The following is a 20,072-nucleotide window of genomic DNA, read 5'->3' on the forward strand; positions in this document are numbered from 1 at the left end:
TACGCGGGTGTAGCTCAGCTGGTTAGAGCGCCGCCCTGTCAAGGCGGAGGCCGCGGGTTCAAGTCCCGTCACTCGCGCCATTTTATCTTAAAACTCAAAGAGAGTGACCCTTAAGAATCATGATCTAAGGCAGCCGGTGGTGGTGGCGCTTCCAGACCATGCTCTAGTTTAAAGTCCATCAAACCAACAGTGTCGAGCACTCTCAATACCATAAAGCTAGAAGATTGATGTGTAAGCTTTGTTTTGTATTCCCTTTGAACAGGGTCATAATAACTGGGTAGATTTAAAACATCCTTTTGACGGTCACAAACGACATCGCTGCCCCGGACTACAATTATATGTCCTACTTTCTGACCTTGTCCAAGAAGCACAATCTCATCATAGTCCCTAAAGGAATAAGGGCTATCGTTGATTTGCTTGGCCACATGAGCAAAGCCATCCCCGTTAAAAGCTTCACCACTTCCCGGATGACTAATAGTAAGAGCCAAACGCCTCATGGCTTCTTGAGGTGTAGGAAACTGCATAAAAAACTCCGAAACGAAACAATGCCCAGCCCCCCCGAATTATAGCATCGCTAACAAATAAAATCAAAAGCCCCCAAGGCTATGCCCTTTTGCTGAGCGTTTTTGACAGTAGAAAATCCTTTTTTATTCTATTAAATCGGCCCATGGAAACCTTAAGTCCATCCCGAATATCTTCAAGGAACATCTCTTCGCCTTCATCCATAACGCCATCCGCAGCCAGAATATGAAGTGAGGCAAGGATAATCCTATCCTTTGAAGCTTTATCAAGACTGCCTTGGGTATTCCTGAGTTCCGCGAGAATATCAACCCCCGATTTCATCATTTCTTCGGCAGTTTCCCGAATAATTTTCTCCCCGACGGCGGAGCCCGTAACCCTCTTGAAAATGCTGGCCACGGCTTTGACTTCACGATCCTCAAGCTCATTATCTGCAACCGTAATGGCGATCATACAGCGGATCAGCGTATGCGAAAATATTGCTGTATCGCCCCTGTGTATGCCGGTCTTAGGCGTAAATTCCTGAAAGACCGAGCTTAAAAAGCCAAAGATCGTCAGAAGAACGCCAAGGCCAAGGAGAGCCGACCCCCCCGTCATCACAAGAGGATCGGCAATAGACTGTGTCTGATACGCTCCGATTGCCACCAGCCCGAAAATCATCAAAGCGATACCCGAGGCCAAAATGCGTATCCCGCTCATAAAAAACTCCCTGACATCACCGAAAGAATAACTCCCGTAACAGTTTAGACAAAGACGGGGTTTACACAAGATTATTCTAAGAAAGGCTGTTTTCTTTCCCCGCTTGCGGTGCTAAAACTAGTGCAAATTTAAAGCGCCTGAAGGGGTCGCCATGGCATCCGAGCAGCTTCTGATTGAATACCTTCCTATTCTTGTTTTTCTGGTTATCGCGGGCGCGATCTCCGCAGCGATGATTCTAGGCTCTCTGTTGGCCGGAAAGCAAAGGCCGGACCCGGAGAAACTTTCGGCCTATGAATGCGGCTTTGACGCCTTTTCCGATGCGCGCACCCGCTTCGATGTGCGCTTTTACCTCGTGACCTTGCTCTTCATCATCTTTGATCTGGAAATCGCCTTTCTGTTCCCGTGGGCTGTAACATTAGGGAAAATAGGGCTGTTCGGCTTCTGGTCGATGGTGGTCTTTCTGGCCGTCCTCACGGTCGGGTTTATATACGAATGGAAAAAGGGCGCTCTGGAGTGGGAGTGAGATCAAATGAGCCACGATAAACATTATATCAGCGCCCCCGATTACGACTTGACGACGAGCATCCCCCTGCCTGAGGCGCACAAGCAGGACGTTGTCCCTGCGGCGCTCTCCAAAACGCTACAGGAAAAGGGCTTTCTCCTCACCCAGACCGACCGCCTGTTTGATTGGGCGCGCACCGGTTCTCTCTGGCCGATGACTTTCGGTCTGGCCTGCTGCGCGGTGGAGATGATCCACGCCTACATGAGCCGCTACGACCTCGACCGCTTCGGGATGTTCCCGCGCCCCAGCCCGCGCCAGTCCGACGTCATGATCGTAGCCGGAACCCTCACCAACAAAATGGCCCCGGCACTGCGCCGCGTCTACGACCAGATGCCCGAGCCGCGCTGGGTGATCTCCATGGGCTCCTGCGCCAACGGCGGTGGATATTATCATTATTCCTATTCCGTTGTGCGCGGCTGCGACCGGATCGTTCCCGTAGATATCTACGTCCCCGGCTGCCCGCCGACCGCCGAAGCCTTGGTTTACGGCCTGCTGCAGCTCCAGAAAAAAATCCAGCGGGAGGACACACGCATTGCGCGCTGAGGAACTCAAACAAAAAGCTGACTCTCTTATCGAAGCTTTAGAGGGCGATGCGGAAGGGTACGTCATCGACAAGAACGAACTGACCTTGAACGCGACCGCCAAAACCTTGCACAGTGTGCTGAAATTTCTCCGCGACAGCCAGGAGCATCAATTCACGATCCTTGTTGATATCACGGCAGCGGATTATCCCGAACGACCCGAACGCTTCGATGTGGTCTATAACCTTCTCTCCATAAGAAAGAATGAACGCATCCGCATCAAACTTCCGATCAGCGAGGACCAGATCGTCCCCAGCGCCACAGGCCTGTTCAGTACAGCCGGATGGCTCGAACGCGAAGTCTGGGATATGTACGGCATCCCGTTCTCCGGCCACCCGGACCTGCGCCGCATCCTGACCGATTACGGCTTTGAAGGCCACCCTTTGAGAAAAGACTTTCCACTGACCGGCTACGTTGAAGTTCGCTACGACGAGGAAAAGAAGCGCGTGGTCTATGAGCCTGTGACTTTGACTCAGGATTTCCGCCGCTTCGATTTCCTGAGCCCGTGGGAGGGGATGACCGACATCCAGCTTCCCGGCGATGAAAAGGCCGTCTGTCCGCCGCACGGCTGGCACCCCGCTGTTAAGGATCCCCTGCAGAATGGAGGGGACGGCCATGGCTCAGAGTGAAAAAATAGAAACGCCCGACATTGAAATGGGCGAAGAAACCCAGATCCGCCCCTACACGATGAATTTCGGCCCGCAGCATCCGGCCGCCCACGGCGTTCTGCGCCTCGTGCTGGAACTGGACGGGGAGATCGTCGAACGCGCTGACCCCCACATCGGCCTCCTGCATCGCGGCACCGAAAAACTGATCGAATATAAAACATATGTACAGGCACTGCCTTACTTTGACCGCCTCGATTACGTCGCCCCGATGAATCAGGAGCACGCCTTCGCGCTGGCCGTCGAAAAGCTGCTGGGCATCACGCCGCCCCAACGGGCGCAATATATCCGCGTTCTGTTCGCCGAACTCGGCCGCATCCTCAATCACATCCTGAACATCACGACCTACGCGATCGACGTCGGCGCCATCACGCCCGCCCTTTGGGGCTTCGAGGAGCGGGAAAAGGCCATGGAGTTCTATGAACGCGTGTGCGGCGCCCGCCTGCACGCCAATTATTTCCGCCCCGGTGGCGTCCATCAGGATATGCCCGCGGGACTGGCCGAAGATATGATGGAATGGTGCGAAACCTACCCGAAATTTCTGGCTGATCTGGAAACCCTTCTGACCGACAACCGTATCTTCAAGCAGCGCACCGTCGATATCGGCGTCGTGACAACCGAACAGGCGCAGGACTGGGGCTTTACGGGGCCGATGCTCCGCGCCTCGAACCTCGCATGGGATTTGCGGAAATCACAGCCCTATGACGTTTATGAGGAAATCGACTTCGATATTCCCGTCGGCAAGACCGGAGACTGCTACGCGCGCTATCTCGTCCGCATGGCGGAGATGTACGAATCCATCAAAATCATGAAACAATGCCTTGAGAAAATGCCCGCCGGCAACATCAAGATGAACGACTATAAGGTCTCCCCGCCGCCCCGCGCCGAGATGAAATCCTCCATGGAGGCCATGATCCACCACTTCAAGCTCTATTCCGAAGGCTACCACGTCCCCGCGGGAGAAACATACACCGCCGTCGAGGCGCCCAAGGGTGAATTCGGCGTCTATCTGGTCTCCGACGGATCCAACAAGCCTTACCGCTGCCGCATCCGCGCTCCCGGCTTCGCGCATCTTCAGGCGCTCGACTTCATGAGCCGTGGCCACCAGCTCGCCGACACCGTGGCCATCATCGGTTCGCTGGATATTGTGTTTGGAGAGATTGATCGGTGAGTGTTGTAATTGAATTAACAAAGGATGAAGCATTAGTTTTACTAGCTTGGCTCAGTAATAACGACAAAAGCTTTTTGGAAGGAACCGCTGAACAGCGAGCTTTGTGGAATTTGGAATGTTTATTAGAAAAGCAGCTTGCTGAGCCTTTTTTGGATAATTACGGGCAGCTTGTAAATGACGCTAAAAAACGATTAAAAGACACATGAAAAAGAAATTCGAAATCAACGCGGATTACCAGCCCGAAAGCTTCGCCTTCAACGCGAAGTACAAAAAGAAGGCGCAGGAATCCATAAACCTCTACCCCAAAGGCCGCCAGAAATCCGCCGTCATGCCGCTGCTCGATCTCGCGCAAAGACAGGTGGGCGAGGAGGGGGCGAAGGCCAGCCCGCCTTATGGTGGCTGGATTCCCCGCGCCGCGATGGACCATATCGCGCAAATGCTGGATACGCCGCCGATCAAGGTCTATGAGGTCGCCACCTTCTATTCGATGTACAACCTTGCCCCCGTCGGCGTGAACCTCGTGCAAATCTGCACCACCACGCCCTGCTGGCTGTGCGGCAGCGATAATATTGTCAAGGCCTGCAAGGATAAACTGGGGATCGGCCTCGATGAAACCACAAGAGACGGCCTGTTCACGATCATGGAGGTCGAATGTCTCGGCGCCTGCGTCAACGCCCCGATGGTCCAGATCAACGACGATTTCTACGAAGACCTGAACGCCGAATCCATGAGCGGCATTATCGACTCTCTCGCTGCCGGAAAAAAACCAAAGGTCGGCTCCCAGACAGGCCGCAAAGGTTCGATGGCCCTCTCCGGCCCGACGACGTTAAAGGAAAAAGCCAAGAAGGCGGGAGCAGTCTGACATGACCGAAATCATCAAATTCAATTTGCAGTATAACCCTTCCCGTCCGCTCCTCAACAGCTCGGACGGAATGGATTTTCGTCAGGCCTGGGATTTGGACGCCATCGACCGCCGCATTCATAACGGGGAGGATGTAAAAGTCGAAATAGAAGTGGACAAGGGCGTTCAGGCGATGCGCGGCTTTATGGCCGGAATGTTCGATGTCAGCGTCGCCTATAACGGGGCATCAAAAGTCTTGAACGCTTATCGCTTTGTACCCGGTGACCGCAGCTACGCGGATCGGATGCAGGGGGTCTTTATTCAGGAGGTTGCCGGAATGGAAATGATGAACCGCAGGCAGATTGACGAACTGAAATCCGTGGGGGGAACCGACCCCGATCATGGACCAGGTCTTTCCTAAAGAGAGAAAACACGATGCTCGACGACAAGGACAGAATTTTTACCAATATCTACGGCTGGGAATCCTTCTCTCTCAAGGCGGCGCAAAAACGCGGCGACTGGGATAATACGAAGGATATCATCGCCAAGGGCCGCGACGGCATCATCGCCGAAATGAAAGCCTCCGGCCTGCGCGGGCGCGGCGGGGCGGGGTTTCCGACGGGCCTCAAATGGTCCTTCATGCCCAAGGAGTCCCCCGATGGCCGCCCGTCCTATCTGGTCATCAACGCGGACGAATCCGAGCCCGGAACCTGCAAGGACCGAGAAATTTTGCGCCATGACCCGCACAAGCTTCTGGAGGGCGCTCTGATCGCTGGTTTCGCCATGGGCGCACATACCGCTTTTATCTACGTGCGCGGCGAGTTTTTCCATGAAAGTTCCGAACTGCTGAAGGCGGTCGAGGAAGCCTACGACGCCGGGCTTCTGGGAAAGAATGCCGCCGATTCGGGCTGGGATTTCGATGTCATCGTTCATCGCGGCGCGGGCGCATACATCTGCGGCGAGGAAACCGCGCTGATCGAAAGCCTTGAAGGCAACAAGGGCCAGCCGCGCAACAAGCCGCCTTTCCCGGCCATGGCGGGCCTCTATTCCTGCCCGACGACCGTGAACAACGTCGAAACCATCGCGGTCGTCCCGACCATTTTAAGACGCGGGGCAGGGTGGTTCGCCAAACTCGGCCTGAACGAGAAAAACGCCGGCACGAAGCTGTTCTGCATCTCCGGTCACGTCAACCAGCCTTGCAACGTCGAAGAGGTCATGGGCATCCCGCTGAAGGGGTTGATCGAACATCACTGCGGCGGCGTCCGCGGCGGCTGGGATAATTTGCTCGCCATCATTCCCGGCGGCTCCTCGACCCCGTTGCTACCCAAGGAAATCTGCGAAACCGTGAAAATGGATTTCGACTCCCTGCGCGAGGTCGGCACGGGCCTCGGAACGGCGGGCGTTATCGTGATGGACAAATCCACGGACATCGTCAAGGCGATTGCACGACTCTCGCGCTTTTATATGCACGAAAGCTGCGGCCAATGCACCCCCTGCCGCGAGGGTACGGGCTGGCTCTGGCGCGTCATGACCCGCATGGTCGATGGCCGCGCCACGGTCGATGAAATCGACCAACTCTATGAGGTCACGAAAGAAATCGAGGGCCACACCATCTGTGCGCTCGGCGACGCCGCCGCATGGCCGGTGCAGGGGCTGATCAAGCACTTCCGCCCGGAAATGGAACGCCGGATCATCGAATACCGTAAACAGGCGGCCTGATTAATACCCGGTCGGCATAAAAATTGTCGATCCGAGTTTTTCGGCGCCGTCAGGGAAAAGCGCTTTGGCTTCCGATGCGCCGTTACGGCGGTGCGAGTCCACGACAACAAAACCGACACTCCCGTTCTCCTCCGCAAACAGGACGGCGGCAGGATCATTAAATCCTTTGCTTCGCAAATCCTGCGCGTTGGTGGTCAGGAAGTTTCGGGCGGCAATTTCCGCCAGACTCTTGGCCTCCTGAGGGGCGATATGCTCGTCATGGAGCGCCCGTGTAAAACCATGAGTCCCGGTCTTTATATTCACGCCTGTAGCATGAACAAAAGGCTGGGCAACAGAATCGATAGGCATACGAACACTCCTTATAGATTTAATACCGCCCTAAGAGACCGGAAAAATCGCCAATATGTCAAGTGAGAATCATTTCGGGGCATTAAGAATACTGAGCGGAACCATGAAGCTCTCCTGGAGCGTCAGCGTCTGCTTATCCATAATGTTGAACTTGATGTGCTCGCGCTCCAGAAAAAACGGAACAAGATCGTCCTTAAGCGGAACCCCCAGATCTTTTTTTTCCGCATCGAAAACAAAGATCAAATGGTTGTCTTTCCTATCCAGTTCCAGCTTCTGCAGCTTCTTCTGAAAAGGGCGGTCAATGAGGATCGCCAAACCGTTAACTTCAGTACTGGCATAAATATCGATGAGCACTTCACCTCTGATAGACAGCCGTTGGTTGGCTTTTTTGAATACCTCGAACATACCGCGATGATAACAGACTTTTTTTAAAAAAGCCTAGAGACATGAGTAAAAGACTCTCAGCCACCGCTGGGCGCGGGTGCGGTATTATCCAGATTGAGGTTTTGGCCGTTACGCGCAAGAACGCCGAATTGGTCGCCGAACTGCGTTTTGACGTTATCGAGCAAAACCTGCTTTTTCAGCATATTGTTCAGCCCGAAGAAGTCAAAACCGATGCTGTCCATCAGCTTGATCATAAACATCTGCGGGGAACTGAACCAACTCAGGCCTTTTTCATCGGCCACCTTGTTAAACTCTGCAACCAGACCGCTACCGCTTAACCGACCGATACGGACCACCTCGGAGGCTTGATCGACCGTTCCGTGGACTGCATCCCTTAAACCTTCAGTTCTCCGTCCCAAAGCAGCTCTAGCACGGTCGATAACGCCAGGTGTAGCAGCCACAGCAGCCGCACCAGGAAGGGTGCCATTCTGGCCAGCGCCATTTGTTCGCTCAAGCTCTGCCACTTGCTGCGGTGTCATACCAGTTGTATCGATAACCTGGGGTTTCTGGCCGATAAACTTATGAATATCCTCACGGCTCCGTCCACTTATCCGACTGACTTCTCCCACAATAAAATCCGTTCTCTGCCCTTGTGGCTTGGACTGTGCTTCACCCATTATTCTTGTAATTTCTCGAGGGTCCAGATTAATATTCTGAGAGGCAAGAGCCACTCCGACCCAATGCCCACTGAGAGCCTGCGAGGTCATGCCGATCTTCCGCTCGTCCCAGCCCCAGTTATAACGTCTGTTACCTTCTTTAACATAAATCTCGGCCATCTCAATCGGGGCTTGTACGAAAGCCAAGGCCAAGTCAGCAGCGCCAGGAGCAGCCTTCATAAGAGCATCCGCCAATTCAGGCGAGATATCTTTTACAGCTCTGGCAGAGGCCTCTAAGCTTGCATAGGTTGCCTCCGCGACCTTTTCAGTCGTCCAACCGCCGCTTGCAGCATGGGCAAGATAGCCAGTACCAGCAACAGTAGTAATAAGGCCAACGGAACTAGTAGCAAAACGAAAACCCTGCGCAGTTAGATAAAGAGGAACTTTCATCACGCCGGCGTTGTCAGAAAGTTCACGGAGACGCGCATAATTCTTGGCCGCAAAATCGAAGGTATGTTGATGCTCCATCATATATCTCTGACGTGTCGATAATCCTCCTTGCTCCAAGGTTACTTTTGCAGCCAGAAATTCCCCATCACGGGCTTCAAGCCCGTGCTTCACACGTAGTTCCTCAATGTTAACAGGCCTTTGAGCGGTTCGAGCCTGATCAAAGTCGGCCTTGAACAAAGCTCTACTTCTGCTCAATCTAAGTGAATTCTGTACCTCCGGCATACGGAAGAGGGTGGCCTTGACTTCATCACCGGACTCTATTGCCTCGCGGATAAATCGATCAACCGCCTGAGAGTCTCCACCGCGAGTGATAACCTCAGCAAGCTCCGCATCCATTTCGTTTAGAACGCGGCGATACTTAATAACCTCATCAGCGCCCTTAGCGCCTTTTATAAGGTCTGCAACATCATCTATGTATTTTAGGACTGCACCCGCCATGAAAAGATCACCCTAAATTTCACCGCTATATTTGTTTATGTACCTTTGGTACTTAGGGACAATATAACGAATTTGGACAAGAGTTGCCAGTTTTTTATTTCTATAAGGAGCGGGCGAAACACCCCCAATTCAAGCCGATTTCTTCAACTTGCCCCCGAAATGCGCCGCCGCATTGCGGAAAATCCTGATCCCATCAGCTTCTTCGGGGAGGCTACGCCCTTCCCGCTCAGCCATATATTTCAACTCATGGTAATCATCGCGCTGCCAGGTAAACATCCCCCGTTCCGGGTGGGGCATGAGGGCAAGAACACGACCCGATTCGTCGGTCATCCCGGCGATATCCGCCACGGACCCGTTGGGATTGAAAGGAAATTCGCCTTGTGCAGCTCGCCCATCGGGCTTAATGTAGCTAAGGGCGACTTGATTGGCGTTTTGCAACTTTTTGAGAAGACTCTCATCCATCATGAACCGCCCCTCGCCATGCGCGACAGGGACGTGCATCCGCCCGCCACCGACCAACCAAGGGGACGTGTTGGCAGGATTCACCTGCAGATCGATCCAGCGGCACTGGTACCGCGCCGTAATATTATAGGTCACGGCCACAAGCCTTTCCCCGTATTTTTTATCCAAAGCGGGAATCAGGCCAAGGTTTGCAACGATCTGGCACCCGTTGCAGATACCGAGCGTCAGCGTATCCCGCTCAACGAATCGCCGCAGCTTCTCCCAAAGCGCCAACTTCATTTTCTGGGCAAAGGCATTACCCGATCCAGTGTCGTCGCCGTAGGAAAAGCCCCCAGGCACGACAAGAACCTCGACATTGTTTAATTCGCCGGGATTCTCGATCAAATCGTTGATATGCCGGATCGTCCCCTTCAGCCCTGCATATTCGAATGCCTGCAGGGTCTCATCCTCGCAATTCAGGCCATATCCGCTCAAAACAAGGACGTTCGCGCTCATCAATACCCCCGCAGAGGCGCTTTATAAGCCTCGTCCAGTTCCGAAACTTTGACCTTAAGATGATCGCGGATAATCATATTCTCGCTATAGGCGACGCTGCCAATGAGGGCGCAGTGTTCGTAACCTTTGAAGTTCCGTTCGAATTCCTTGCGTTTTTGCGGAGCGACCGTCACGACAATCCGCCCCGTGCTCTCCGAAAACAACATTGCAGCCTTCGAAAGTCCTGCATCAGGTAAAGCAATATCCAGACCCATTTGACCGGCGATCGCCTTCTTGGCCAGTGTAACCGCCAACCCGCCAAGGCCGACAGGAAGGGCGGAGGCAATCAAACGATCCCGCGCTGCACGGCCGTAAAGTTTGTAAAGTCGCAAATTCTGGTGTCCGTCTGTCTCCGGCATGTTAGACCCGAGATACCCAAGGTAATCGTAATATTCCGACCCGCCCAGCTCGTTTTTGGTGGCCCCCAGCAGATAGACCAGATCGCCAGTAGCCTTGGGCGACAGGGAAATGGAGTTACGGATATCTTGTATAACTCCGATGCTGGAAATCAGCAGGGTAGGGGGTACGGAAACCTTGACGGGCTTTCCAGAAGAATCATACCCCTTGAAATCGTTAAACATACTGTCCTTGCCGGAGATGAAGGGCGTCTCATACTTAACGGCCAGATCGTAAATGGTCTCAACAGCCCGTTTAAGCTGCCCCAGCCGCTCCGGCTCGTCCGAGGAGCACCAGCAGAAATTGTCCAGCAAGGCGAGATGCTTGAGATCGGCCCCCGCCGCAACCGCGTTCCGCACCGCCATATCCAGTCCCGCCGCCGCCATCGCCGCCGTGTCGATATCGCTATAGCGCGGGAACAGCGCCTGCGACAGAACAACGCCTTTAGGCGAATTAAGGACCGGCTTTGTAATACTGGTATCCGCATAAACCCTCCCCGGACCCTGCAGGGGCTTGAGAACCGATCCGGCCTGCACCTCATGATCGTATTGCGTGGCGATGAATTCTTTGGAACAGATATTAAGCCGCCCCATCATTGCCAGCAGAACAGACCCATAATCCGTCGGCTCTTGCAGCCTCGGCTCAGGCTCCCCACCGCGAGTGAAGGTTGTCTTCAGGGGTGTTTCCGGCACTCCGTCATGCAGAAACTCCATATCGAGGTCCATGATCGTTTCTCCATGCCAGGTGACCTGCGCCTGCCCTGAATCCGTATAAGTGCCGATGACGGAGGCTTCCACGCCGCGCTTGGCCAAAAAAGCGATGAGTTCCCCTGTATGCTCCGGCGGCACGGCCAGAGTCATCCGTTCCTGTGATTCCGAGATCCAGATTTCCCAAGGCGCCATACCCGGGTATTTCAGAGGCACCCGCTCCAACTCGACATGAAACCCGCCCGACTGCCCCGCCATCTCCCCGACCGAAGAGGACAGGCCACCAGCGCCGTTATCCGTAATGGCCGTGTACCAGCCCTTGCCTCGGATTTCCTTGACGATGGCGTCCGACATTTTTTTCTGTGTGATCGGGTCACCAATCTGCACCGCGGTAGCGGGAGACCCCTCATCCAGAGCCACGGAGGAAAAAGTCGCCCCGTGAATCCCGTCCCGCCCGACGCGCCCCCCGGCCATGACGATCTTATCCCCCGGTCGAGCCTTCTTGATATGCGAGGGCTTCCCATTGATTTCTCTAGGAATTAACCCGACGGTGCCAACAAACACCAGCGGCTTTCCGGCAAAACGGTCATCGAAATATACAAACCCTTGGGGAGTAGGGATGCCTGAACAGTTCCCGCCTGACTCAACGCCCATGACCACGCCGTTCAATATCTGAGCCGGGGAGAGCATAGGGTCAGCACCCCTCGAATCACGCGTATAGCCCGTATTCTTGCGCGGATCGGCAAAACAGAACCCATAGCGGTTGATGACAGGTTTGGCCCCCAGCCCAAACCCCATGCAGTCGCGGTTCACCCCGACGATTCCCGTGATCGCCCCGCCGAAAGGGTCAAGAGCCGACGGGGAATTGTGAGTCTCAACCTTGTCGCAGATCAGGTAATCGTCATCAAAAATAATCCCGCCCGCATTATCCGAAAACACGGAAACGCAGATATCCTCACGCCCACGCTTTTCACGGATTTCCATAGTCGCACGCTTGATGTAATGGCGGTACAGCCCGTCTTTGACATCATCAATCGGTGAAGAAAAAATCGTATGCTTGCAATGCTCCGACCACGTCTGCGCCAGAGTCTCCAGTTCGATATCTTTGGCTTTACGGCCCTTTTTCTTAAAGTAATCGCGGATCGCCTGCATATATAAAAGCGACAATCCCAGCGGCCCTCGCCGTGACCCGTCAAGATTGGCAATACCCTGCTTCCCGATCTTCACAAGCTCCGCATCGGAAAGGGAAAGATTCACCTCATCCGCCACCGCCCCTTTGTTATCAAGATGCACTTTGGGCAGAACAATACCCATCCCACCGTCACGCTGATAATCCTTGAGGCTTTTAATGGTCGCCCGCTGAATCAGGCGGTTTGAAAGCTCTCCGGCCAGCGCCTCGATCTCTGCCTGTTTAAAGTCGCCTTTAATCAGGTAAAGGCGGGAAGAATAACAGACGGCCTGTTCTTTGTTTTGATTGGCCGCGCCAAGCTGGATCAACTCACTCGCAGTATGCCCGATATTGTCGGTCACACCGGGCAGGAAGCCGATCTCCAGCGCCCAGTCGAAATCCTCGAAGGGCTGATTGACCGCCTGTACGACAGGATTCGCCAGACTCTGGGCAAAGCCGTCCTGCGCGGCATAAGGATGTTCGGAAGTATAGACATCAACGATCCTGACCCGAACATTTGGGTCTTTGCTACCGAGTGCCTTGCGGATGCGGAGGCTCCGCCCGTCTTCTTCATGCCCTAGGACTTCGATGCGATATGCCATATAATCAGGCGTGAGAATTGCCAAGTAACTGTTGATCTTCCGTACCGCGCAGATTAAATAGTACTCCGAGGCACTTTTCAATATTCATCTGGAAAATTTTATGCCGATGCCTGACCCGAAGAAGCTAAATCCCCTTAACAAGTTGGTTTTTGCCCTCGCCTGTTTTTCAGTGATCTTATCCATATCCAGCCCTGTTCAGGCCTGCAGTTTCCTGCCCAAAAGCACCTACGCTTATTACAATGAACACAGTAAGGTTTTTCTAGGAACAGTAGAGGAAGGGCCGGATGAAAAGGGAAGTTACAAGGTTCGTGTGAATGAGGCCTTTAAGGGTTTTGATGAAAAGAACGAATTTAACGGATTGACGGACGTAATCTTTGACACCGGCTGGTGCGGTTTGGGTAAGCAGGAAAAGGGAGCAAAACTCCTGATTTTTATGAATGACGGCGAAAAGGTATCGCACACGGGTGGAACAATCCCCATCTGGCAGGTCGAGGATCAGACCAAGGCCGAAACCAATCTTTACAATTTAATTTTGCTTCGTAATATGCTGGACCCCGACAACAAAGGGTTGCCGAAGGCGCCTGTCCCCGATGAAGAAACCGCGATTTACCTTGCTTTTAAAGCGATGATTCCGGTGTACGGAAAAGAAGCGGTCTCGAAACACGTTCCCTATACGGCAAAACTCATCGAGCAAAAAGAAGAAGGCTCTGACTATGAGGAGGACGTATGGCATATTGCTGGAAAATCGCCCTGCGAATCCCAGAAGGATTCGTGCGAAAATATGTCACCGCAGGTCAAAATCCACAAATGGTCCGGTAAAATAATGAAAGTCTATAGAGGCGGATAATATGCCCAAAGTAACGATCAACGGAATGGAAATCGAAGTCGCAGCCGGAACAAGCATCCTGCAGGCCGCCGAGCAACTGGGTATAGAAGTCCCGCGCTTCTGTTACCATGACAAGCTTTCCGTCCCGGCCAACTGCCGGATGTGTCTGGTGCAGGTCGAGGGCGGCCCCCCCAAACCTGTGGCCTCCTGCGCCATGGCCTGCGGCGACGGCATGATCGTTCGCACAGACACCGATGTCGTTAAAAAGGCCCGCAAGGGGGTGATGGAAATGCTGCTCATCAATCACCCGCTGGATTGCCCCATCTGCGATCAGGGTGGAGAGTGCGATCTGCAGGATCAGGCGATGGCTTACGGCTTCGACCGCTCCCGCTTTCACGAGAATAAACGCGCCGTGACCGACAAGGAACTCGGGCCGCTGGTCAAGACCGTGATGACCCGCTGCATCAACTGTACGCGCTGCGTCCGCTTTGCCGAGGAAATCGCCGGAACGCCCGTTTTGGGGCAGCTTAACCGTGGCGAGGACGCGGAAATCGGAACTTTCATCGACCAGCTTGTGCAAACCGAGCTCTCCGGCAACCTGATCGACGTCTGCCCGGTCGGCGCACTGACTTCCAAACCCTACGCCTTCAAGGCCCGCTCATGGGAACTCCGCAAGACCGAAAGCGTGGATGTTCACGACGCGGTCGGCTCGAACATCCGCGTCGATTCAAGAGGCCGAGAGGTCATGCGGATTCTTCCCCGCTTGAATGAGGGCATCAACGAGGAATGGATCAGCGATAAAACGCGCTTTTCTTATGATGGCTTAAACCGACAGCGCCTCGATCGCCCCTATATCCGCAGCGAAGCCACCGGAAAACTCGTGGAAACCTCTTGGCCGGAGGCCTTCGCGCATATCCGCGAAAAATTGAGCGACCTTAAAGGCGATAATATCGCTGCTCTGGCCGGCGATTTGGCGGATGTCGAATCGATGGTTGCTCTCAAAGACCTCATGGAAAAACTCGGTAGCCCGCATATGGATTGCCGCACCGACAACGCACATTTTGATGTGGACACGCGGGCAGGCTATCTCTTCAATTCCACAATCGCAGGCATCGACGAAGCCGATCTCATCATCCTGATCGGAACGAACCCCCGTTATGAAGCCACGATGATCAACGCCCGCATTCGCCGCGCCTGGCTGGAGCGCCGCGTGAAGGTCGTCATGATCGGGCAGGGGGCAGACCTGACCTATCCCTATGACCATTACGGCACCGGACCCGCGGATATTGAATCGTTCACCAAGGAATTTGCCGGAAAGCTCCCGGCCAAAAAGCCGATGATGATCGTCAGCGCCTCAATCTTCCGCCGCGACGATGGCATGGCCCTGCACCAGATGCTGTTCGATTCTGCGGAAAAACTGGGAATTGTGACGAAGGAATGGAACGGCTTTAACGTGCTGCATCAAGCAGCCTCACGTGTTGGCGCTCTTGAAATCGGTTTTGTCCCTCAGAAAAAAGGCCGCGACTTCCGTAACATTATTGCTGGAACAAAAGACGGATCGATCAAGGCTCTTTATCTTCTGGGCAGCGACGAATTCAACGCCCGTGTCAACATCGGTTGGAAAACTTTTGTCATCTATCAGGGGCATCACGGCGATCAGGGGGCGGAACGGGCGGACCTGATTCTCCCCGGTGCAGCTTATACGGAAAAGGACGGCACCTACGTCAATACCGAGGGTCGCCCACAATTTGGCAGAAAGGCGGTTTCCCCGCCGGGACAGGCGCGTGAGGATTGGAAAATTATAAGGGCGCTCTCCGAAGAGCTAGGGGCCACTCTGCCTTATAATACGCTGCTCGAACTCCGTGACCGGATTCGCGGCGAATGGCCCGTATTTAAAAATATGGAACAGGTAACGCCCGCCAAGTGGAGCAAATTCGGCGAAAAGGGAAAAACGCTTAAAGACCCCTTTGCGGCCTACACTTATGATTACTACCTGAGCAATTCTATCTGCCGGGCCTCGAAAACAATGCACGAATGTACGGACGCCTTCGTCCACAACCACAGACTGTCAGAAGCCGCAGAGTAAGGGGAAAAACCATGAAAAAAAGCCGCACGACCTTGCAGCAGGTGCAGGAATTTCACGAAACCTATGGCCTTCCTGTGCGTTTAAGGCCGGACGTTTCCGACCCCAAAACCAATGCCCTGAGGATCAACCTCCTTGCGGAAGAGTTGGACGAGTTGAGAGAGGCTTTGGCCACGGGCGATATCCTCGAAACCCTCGATGCCCTGATCGACTTGCAATATGTGCTGGATGGCGCTTTCCTGTCCTTCGGCTTGCATCATCTTAAAGAAATCGCCTTCGCCGAAGTCCACGGCTCGAACATGAGCAAGCTGGGCGAAGACGGTAAGCCGATCGTCCGTGAAAGTGACGGCAAGATTCTCAAGGGGCCGAATTTCTATCAGCCGGACCTCAAAAAATTCCTCGAATCCGACATTCCCGACGCCGCCGAGTAACCTGTAAGAGACTGAAAACGCAGTAATATCCTTTTTATTTGCAGTTTTTAATATTTTATTGCATCATGGGGCTGTGGTAACAACAATAAAAGCTGACAAAACAGCGTATTGGGTGAATTAAGGTGACTACGGGCAGATCTTCAGGCGTAACAAAAGACCCCTATCTTCTAAGCAGTGTTTTTCTGCAAAAATCACGTGTCGATGACGCGGGCGGCGGCTATTGCGCCAAGGGCGTGGCAAATCTTCTGGAGCACGTCGGTTTGGGCTGCCAGCGCGGCGATGCCTACACTTGGAAAAGTTCATTGCCTCAAAACGGCTGGATTAAACTTGAAGGCGTAAGGCCCGAGGACGCGCCGCCCGGATCTGTCCTGCTCTACGACCGCAGCGCCAACTCTAGAGGCAAGGGCGGCGGAACCGAATTCGGCCACGTCGAAATCGCCACCGTGGATGTCAACGGACGCCGTCAATACGTCTCCGACAAGGCCCGCGACAACTGGGGCGGAACGGTCCCGCAGAATTTCGTCGGCGTATACGTCCACCCCAGCCTCCATAAAACCATGGACGGAATTCACTACACCCCGAATCTGGATGCGCGCAACAGTACCATGCTGGCATCGAGTCAGGCCAGACAGGGGCAGAATGGCCGGACCGACCAGAATGGTGCAACAAACGATCTGGCCTTCATGAATCTGATCAACGGCACCGGCAATACAGGAACCGATCAATCCGCAGGCGGAGAGACCTCATCCAATTTCAACGACCAGGCAAAGGTAGCGGCTTTCGTCGTCCTCGCAGCTATGATCTCGCAAATGTTCGGGATCAATATGGATACCGGCCAGCCGCGCGGTCCTGCACAATCTGACCCGCAATATGAGTTGACCCAGTTAGGAGTTCAAAGATCCCCTCCTTCCTTCGGAGTAGGCACCAGCGGTGCGGGCACTTAAGACAGGAGGATCTAAGCCATGGCTCAACAGGAAACTGCCAAACCGCAAAAGAGAGAGGAAAGGCAGCCCGAGCAGCGGCACGAGGACAGCTTTTTCAATCTTCTTCTAATTATACAGAATATTTTTAAGGATTTAGGGGTTGGACTGCCCCCAGAAACGGCTTCGCTGACAGAAGATATTTCAGAGGAGCAAATTATCGCGCATCCTGTTTTTCAAGCTGCTTATCCTGATTTCACGCCTGTTCAGGCTTCAATTTCCCCTCAGGTTTCTGTTTCTGGTCAAACCTCCGCTCCAGATCAGCTTGCAACTCCCGCAGCGCCTTCGATGTCTGCCGGCGTTATAGGGCCATCATCTCTTTTTTCAAACCCCACTTATTCGGAAGCCGCTTTAAGGGCAGCAGTAAGTATAGGAATTGAAAGATACGCTGAGGATTGCCTGCGTAGAGGCGTAAAATATGAATTTGACGCGAAAGCCGAAACAGCGAACGCGGTGAGCTGCAGCGGTTTTGTAAGAAACGCAGTTATTCAGATTGAGGCTTTACGGTCAGGGTCTTCGGCGAATATGCGCACTGTCTTCGGTACGCATTCAGACGGCCAGATTAGCCGCGTTTCAGAAGCAACAAATTTTATGCTGCGCGGTGACCAAGTAAACCTGTCTAATATGAAAGCCGGAATGATTATAGGGATCGACTCCGGTGAGAGGGGATGGGATGCCGGACGTACCCATGGAATCAATCATATAGGAATTGTTTATGCAGACACCGAAACGGGAAAACTTACGTTCGCTGAAAGCAAGGGCGGAAAGGGTGTCACTACAACGGATTTGAGTACTTGGCTCGAAAGGGCGCATCAAAAAGGCTATGATCTTTTCGCAGCTGATGTGGTCAAACTGGCGGGGGAGAACTACAACAATCGGAGCCAAAGCGCACCGTCATTGCCGGAACTTACATCGGCAGGAGCAGGAGGATCGGAAACTCTCCGCGTTGCAAGAGAGGCTCCGGGTGCTTCAGTCGCAGCACCACAAGTTTGATCAGGAAATTTTTAGCTGCACACACTCTTTACTTTGTCCTTAAAAGAGGGCAGTTTTGGGCTGGCAAACGGCCAGACAACATGCCCGGAACAAAATAATGTCCGAAACTTTTATGCTTTACGCGCAATGGCTGGGAATGACGGTCTTCTGGATCGTGCTTGTTACGGTCGTTGTCTTGCTCGCCGTAGCTTACCTCACCTATGCCGAGCGCAAAGTCTTGGGAGCGATTCAGCGCCGCCAGGGGCCAATGACCGTCGGCCCATTTGGCTTGTTGCAACCGATTGCCGATGGGGTCAAGCTTTTCTCAAAGGAAACGATCATCCCCTCTCAGGCGCACCGGGTGGTCTTCCTCATGGCCCCGATGATACTTTTTGCACTGTCTCTAATCGCTTGGGCCGTGATTCCCTTCAACAAGGATTGGGTGATCGCCAACATCAATGTCGGTGTTCTCTATCTTTTTGCGATTTCCTCCATGGGTGTCTATGGGGTCATTATGGCCGGCTGGGCCTCGAACTCCCGCTACGCTTTTTTAGGCGGCTTGAGATCCGCCTCGCAGATGGTCTCCTATGAAGTCTCCATGGGCCTTATTATTGTCTGTGTATTACTGTGCGCGGGCTCTCTCAATCTTCAGGAGATTGTTCTGGCTCCACGTCCGCTCTGGATGCAGGTCTTGCTCTTCCCGATGTTTATCGTGTTCCTGATCTCCATCCTCGCCGAAACCAACCGCGCTCCGTTTGACCTGCCGGAGGGCGAATCGGAAATCACCGGCGGCTTCATGGTCGAATATTCGGCCATGACCTTCGCCCTGTTCTTTCTGGGTGAATACGCGAATATGATTTTGATGAGCGCCATAACGACGACTTTGTTCCTCGGCGGCTGGTTGCCACCGTTCGGCATAGAGGCTTTGTCCATAGTGCCGGGTGTAATCTGGTTCGGCCTCAAAACCGCGTTCATCCTTTTTATTTTTCTCTGGGCGCGGGGAACGCTGCCGCGTTATCGTTACGACCAGCTCATGCGCCTCGGCTGGAAGGTTTTTCTACCTTTTACGCTGCTCTGGGTGGTGTTGACCGCAGGGATTCTCGTCGCCTTCGATGCCCTGCCCAACAAAAATTCCGTCCCTGTCGAAATCCCCGCAGTCATCATGCAAGCTCCTCCATCGCTTCCCGAAGCCATGCCGCCCGTGCCCTTGATTTCACCCGAGGAGCCTGTTCCCGCTCCGATAGGGGAGGGGGAATAAGATGGACCGCTTCGCCCGCGCCTTCCTTCTGACCGAAATCGTCAAGGGCTTCTGCCTGACCCTGAAATACATCTTTTTTATGCCGCGGGTGACGATCAACTACCCTTACGAAAAGGGGCCGATCTCCCCGCGCTTCCGCGGCGAACACGCTCTCCGGCGCTACCCGAATGGCGAAGAACGCTGCATCGCCTGCAAGCTCTGCGAAGCCATCTGTCCCGCTCTCGCCATAACCATCGAGGCCGAGCCCCGCGAAGACGGCTCCCGCCGCACCACCCGCTACGATATCGACATGACCAAATGCATTTATTGCGGCCTGTGTCAGGAGGCCTGCCCGGTGGATGCCATCGTGGAGGGGCCAAACTTCGAATTCGCCGTCGAAACCCGCGAAGAGCTTTACTATAATAAGGACAAGCTTCTCGCCAACGGCGACCGCTGGGAGGCCCAGATCGCGGCCAATCTTCTCGCCGACGCGCCTTATCGCTGACGTTTCTGTAACCGACCCTTTCCGTAAGTTTGACTTTCGCAACATTATTGCATTAAAATAGGGAAGAAAGAAGTAA

At 53.8% G+C, this 20,072-nt stretch carries 22 protein-coding genes and 1 tRNA gene; 16 read left to right on the forward strand and 7 right to left on the reverse strand.

The window, feature by feature from the left end; all coding sequences use genetic code 11:
- Positions 1-3 precede the first annotated feature (3 nt).
- Positions 4-80 (forward strand) — tRNA-Asp (locus IPN28_08075).
- Positions 81-110: 30 nt separating this feature from the next.
- On the opposite strand, the gene IPN28_08080 is transcribed toward IPN28_08075, so the two are convergent.
- Positions 111-524 (reverse strand): hypothetical protein, encoded by a 414-nt coding sequence (locus IPN28_08080; protein QQS56255.1) that lies wholly within the window; start codon positions 522-524, stop codon positions 111-113.
- Positions 525-603: 79 nt separating this feature from the next.
- A complete protein-coding gene (locus IPN28_08085) occupies positions 604-1,218 on the reverse strand; it encodes a TerB family tellurite resistance protein (GenBank protein QQS56256.1) in 615 nt (204 codons plus the stop codon).
- A 151-nt stretch (positions 1,219-1,369) separates the two neighbouring features.
- Between IPN28_08085 and IPN28_08090 the strand changes: the two genes are divergently transcribed.
- From IPN28_08090 to nuoF, 8 genes are read left to right on the forward strand one after another with little or no spacing between them, the layout of a single operon-like run.
- Complete coding sequence (locus tag IPN28_08090; protein ID QQS56257.1) at positions 1,370-1,741, forward strand: NADH-quinone oxidoreductase subunit A; 372 nt, start codon at positions 1,370-1,372, stop codon at positions 1,739-1,741.
- Positions 1,742-1,747: 6 nt separating this feature from the next.
- Positions 1,748-2,323, forward strand: a complete 576-nt coding sequence (locus IPN28_08095; protein ID QQS56258.1) for an NADH-quinone oxidoreductase subunit B — start codon at positions 1,748-1,750, stop codon at positions 2,321-2,323.
- On the forward strand, positions 2,313-2,990 hold the full coding sequence (locus tag IPN28_08100) for an NADH-quinone oxidoreductase subunit C (GenBank protein QQS56259.1): 678 nt from the start codon (positions 2,313-2,315) through the stop codon (positions 2,988-2,990). The genes IPN28_08095 and IPN28_08100 overlap by 11 nt, the downstream gene beginning before the upstream one ends.
- A 25-nt stretch (positions 2,991-3,015) precedes the next feature.
- The gene (locus IPN28_08105) at positions 3,016-4,197 is read left to right on the forward strand and encodes an NADH-quinone oxidoreductase subunit D (GenBank protein QQS58572.1); all 1,182 of its coding nucleotides are present in this window, start codon (positions 3,016-3,018) and stop codon (positions 4,195-4,197) included.
- On the forward strand, positions 4,194-4,403 hold the full coding sequence (locus IPN28_08110) for a hypothetical protein (protein ID QQS56260.1): 210 nt from the start codon (positions 4,194-4,196) through the stop codon (positions 4,401-4,403). Before IPN28_08105 ends, IPN28_08110 begins: the two co-directional genes overlap by 4 nt.
- Complete coding sequence (nuoE, locus tag IPN28_08115) at positions 4,400-5,059, forward strand: NADH-quinone oxidoreductase subunit NuoE (GenBank protein ID QQS56261.1); 660 nt, start codon at positions 4,400-4,402, stop codon at positions 5,057-5,059. The genes IPN28_08110 and nuoE overlap by 4 nt, the downstream gene beginning before the upstream one ends.
- Position 5,060: 1 nt before the next feature.
- Positions 5,061-5,459 (forward strand): hypothetical protein, encoded by a 399-nt coding sequence (locus IPN28_08120; GenBank protein QQS56262.1) that lies wholly within the window; start codon positions 5,061-5,063, stop codon positions 5,457-5,459.
- Between the two features lie 14 nt (positions 5,460-5,473).
- The gene (gene nuoF / locus IPN28_08125) at positions 5,474-6,757 is read left to right on the forward strand and encodes an NADH-quinone oxidoreductase subunit NuoF (GenBank protein QQS56263.1); all 1,284 of its coding nucleotides are present in this window, start codon (positions 5,474-5,476) and stop codon (positions 6,755-6,757) included.
- On the opposite strand, the gene IPN28_08130 is transcribed toward nuoF, so the two are convergent.
- The 5 genes from IPN28_08130 to IPN28_08150 form a co-directional block, all read right to left on the reverse strand.
- Positions 6,758-7,105: a hypothetical protein gene (locus IPN28_08130; GenBank protein QQS56264.1), complete on the reverse strand. Its 348-nt coding sequence runs from the start codon at positions 7,103-7,105 to the stop codon at positions 6,758-6,760.
- Positions 7,106-7,174: 69 nt separating this feature from the next.
- Complete coding sequence (locus IPN28_08135; GenBank protein ID QQS56265.1) at positions 7,175-7,459, reverse strand: hypothetical protein; 285 nt, start codon at positions 7,457-7,459, stop codon at positions 7,175-7,177.
- A gap of 107 nt (positions 7,460-7,566) precedes the next feature.
- Complete coding sequence (locus IPN28_08140; GenBank protein QQS56266.1) at positions 7,567-9,093, reverse strand: hypothetical protein; 1,527 nt, start codon at positions 9,091-9,093, stop codon at positions 7,567-7,569.
- A gap of 129 nt (positions 9,094-9,222) precedes the next feature.
- Complete coding sequence (locus IPN28_08145) at positions 9,223-10,050, reverse strand: phosphoribosylformylglycinamidine synthase subunit PurQ (protein ID QQS56267.1); 828 nt, start codon at positions 10,048-10,050, stop codon at positions 9,223-9,225.
- Positions 10,050-12,962, reverse strand: a complete 2,913-nt coding sequence (locus tag IPN28_08150; protein ID QQS56268.1) for a phosphoribosylformylglycinamidine synthase — start codon at positions 12,960-12,962, stop codon at positions 10,050-10,052. Before IPN28_08150 ends, IPN28_08145 begins: the two co-directional genes overlap by 1 nt.
- Positions 12,963-13,062: 100 nt before the next feature.
- Between IPN28_08150 and IPN28_08155 the strand changes: the two genes are divergently transcribed.
- The 7 genes from IPN28_08155 (at position 13,063) to nuoI (ending at position 19,996) form a co-directional block, all read left to right on the forward strand.
- Positions 13,063-13,809, forward strand: a complete 747-nt coding sequence (locus tag IPN28_08155; GenBank protein ID QQS56269.1) for a hypothetical protein — start codon at positions 13,063-13,065, stop codon at positions 13,807-13,809.
- Position 13,810: 1 nt separating this feature from the next.
- Positions 13,811-15,874: an NADH-quinone oxidoreductase subunit G gene (locus tag IPN28_08160; GenBank protein QQS56270.1), complete on the forward strand. Its 2,064-nt coding sequence runs from the start codon at positions 13,811-13,813 to the stop codon at positions 15,872-15,874.
- 11 nt (positions 15,875-15,885) lie between these two features.
- Entirely contained in the window at positions 15,886-16,302 is a 417-nt protein-coding gene (locus tag IPN28_08165) for a nucleoside triphosphate pyrophosphohydrolase family protein (GenBank protein ID QQS56271.1), read from the forward strand.
- A 122-nt stretch (positions 16,303-16,424) separates the two neighbouring features.
- Complete coding sequence (locus IPN28_08170) at positions 16,425-17,246, forward strand: hypothetical protein (GenBank protein QQS56272.1); 822 nt, start codon at positions 16,425-16,427, stop codon at positions 17,244-17,246.
- A gap of 18 nt (positions 17,247-17,264) precedes the next feature.
- Complete coding sequence (locus IPN28_08175) at positions 17,265-18,275, forward strand: hypothetical protein (GenBank protein QQS56273.1); 1,011 nt, start codon at positions 17,265-17,267, stop codon at positions 18,273-18,275.
- Between the two features lie 97 nt (positions 18,276-18,372).
- A complete protein-coding gene (gene nuoH / locus IPN28_08180; protein QQS56274.1) occupies positions 18,373-19,512 on the forward strand; it encodes an NADH-quinone oxidoreductase subunit NuoH in 1,140 nt (379 codons plus the stop codon).
- A gap of 1 nt (position 19,513) precedes the next feature.
- The gene (gene nuoI, locus IPN28_08185) at positions 19,514-19,996 is read left to right on the forward strand and encodes an NADH-quinone oxidoreductase subunit NuoI (GenBank protein QQS56275.1); all 483 of its coding nucleotides are present in this window, start codon (positions 19,514-19,516) and stop codon (positions 19,994-19,996) included.
- The last annotated feature ends 76 nt before the right edge of the window (positions 19,997-20,072 follow it).

It is taken from the genome of Alphaproteobacteria bacterium (assembly GCA_016699735.1).
Taxonomy (GTDB): domain Bacteria; phylum Pseudomonadota; class Alphaproteobacteria; order Micavibrionales; family Micavibrionaceae; genus JAGNKE01.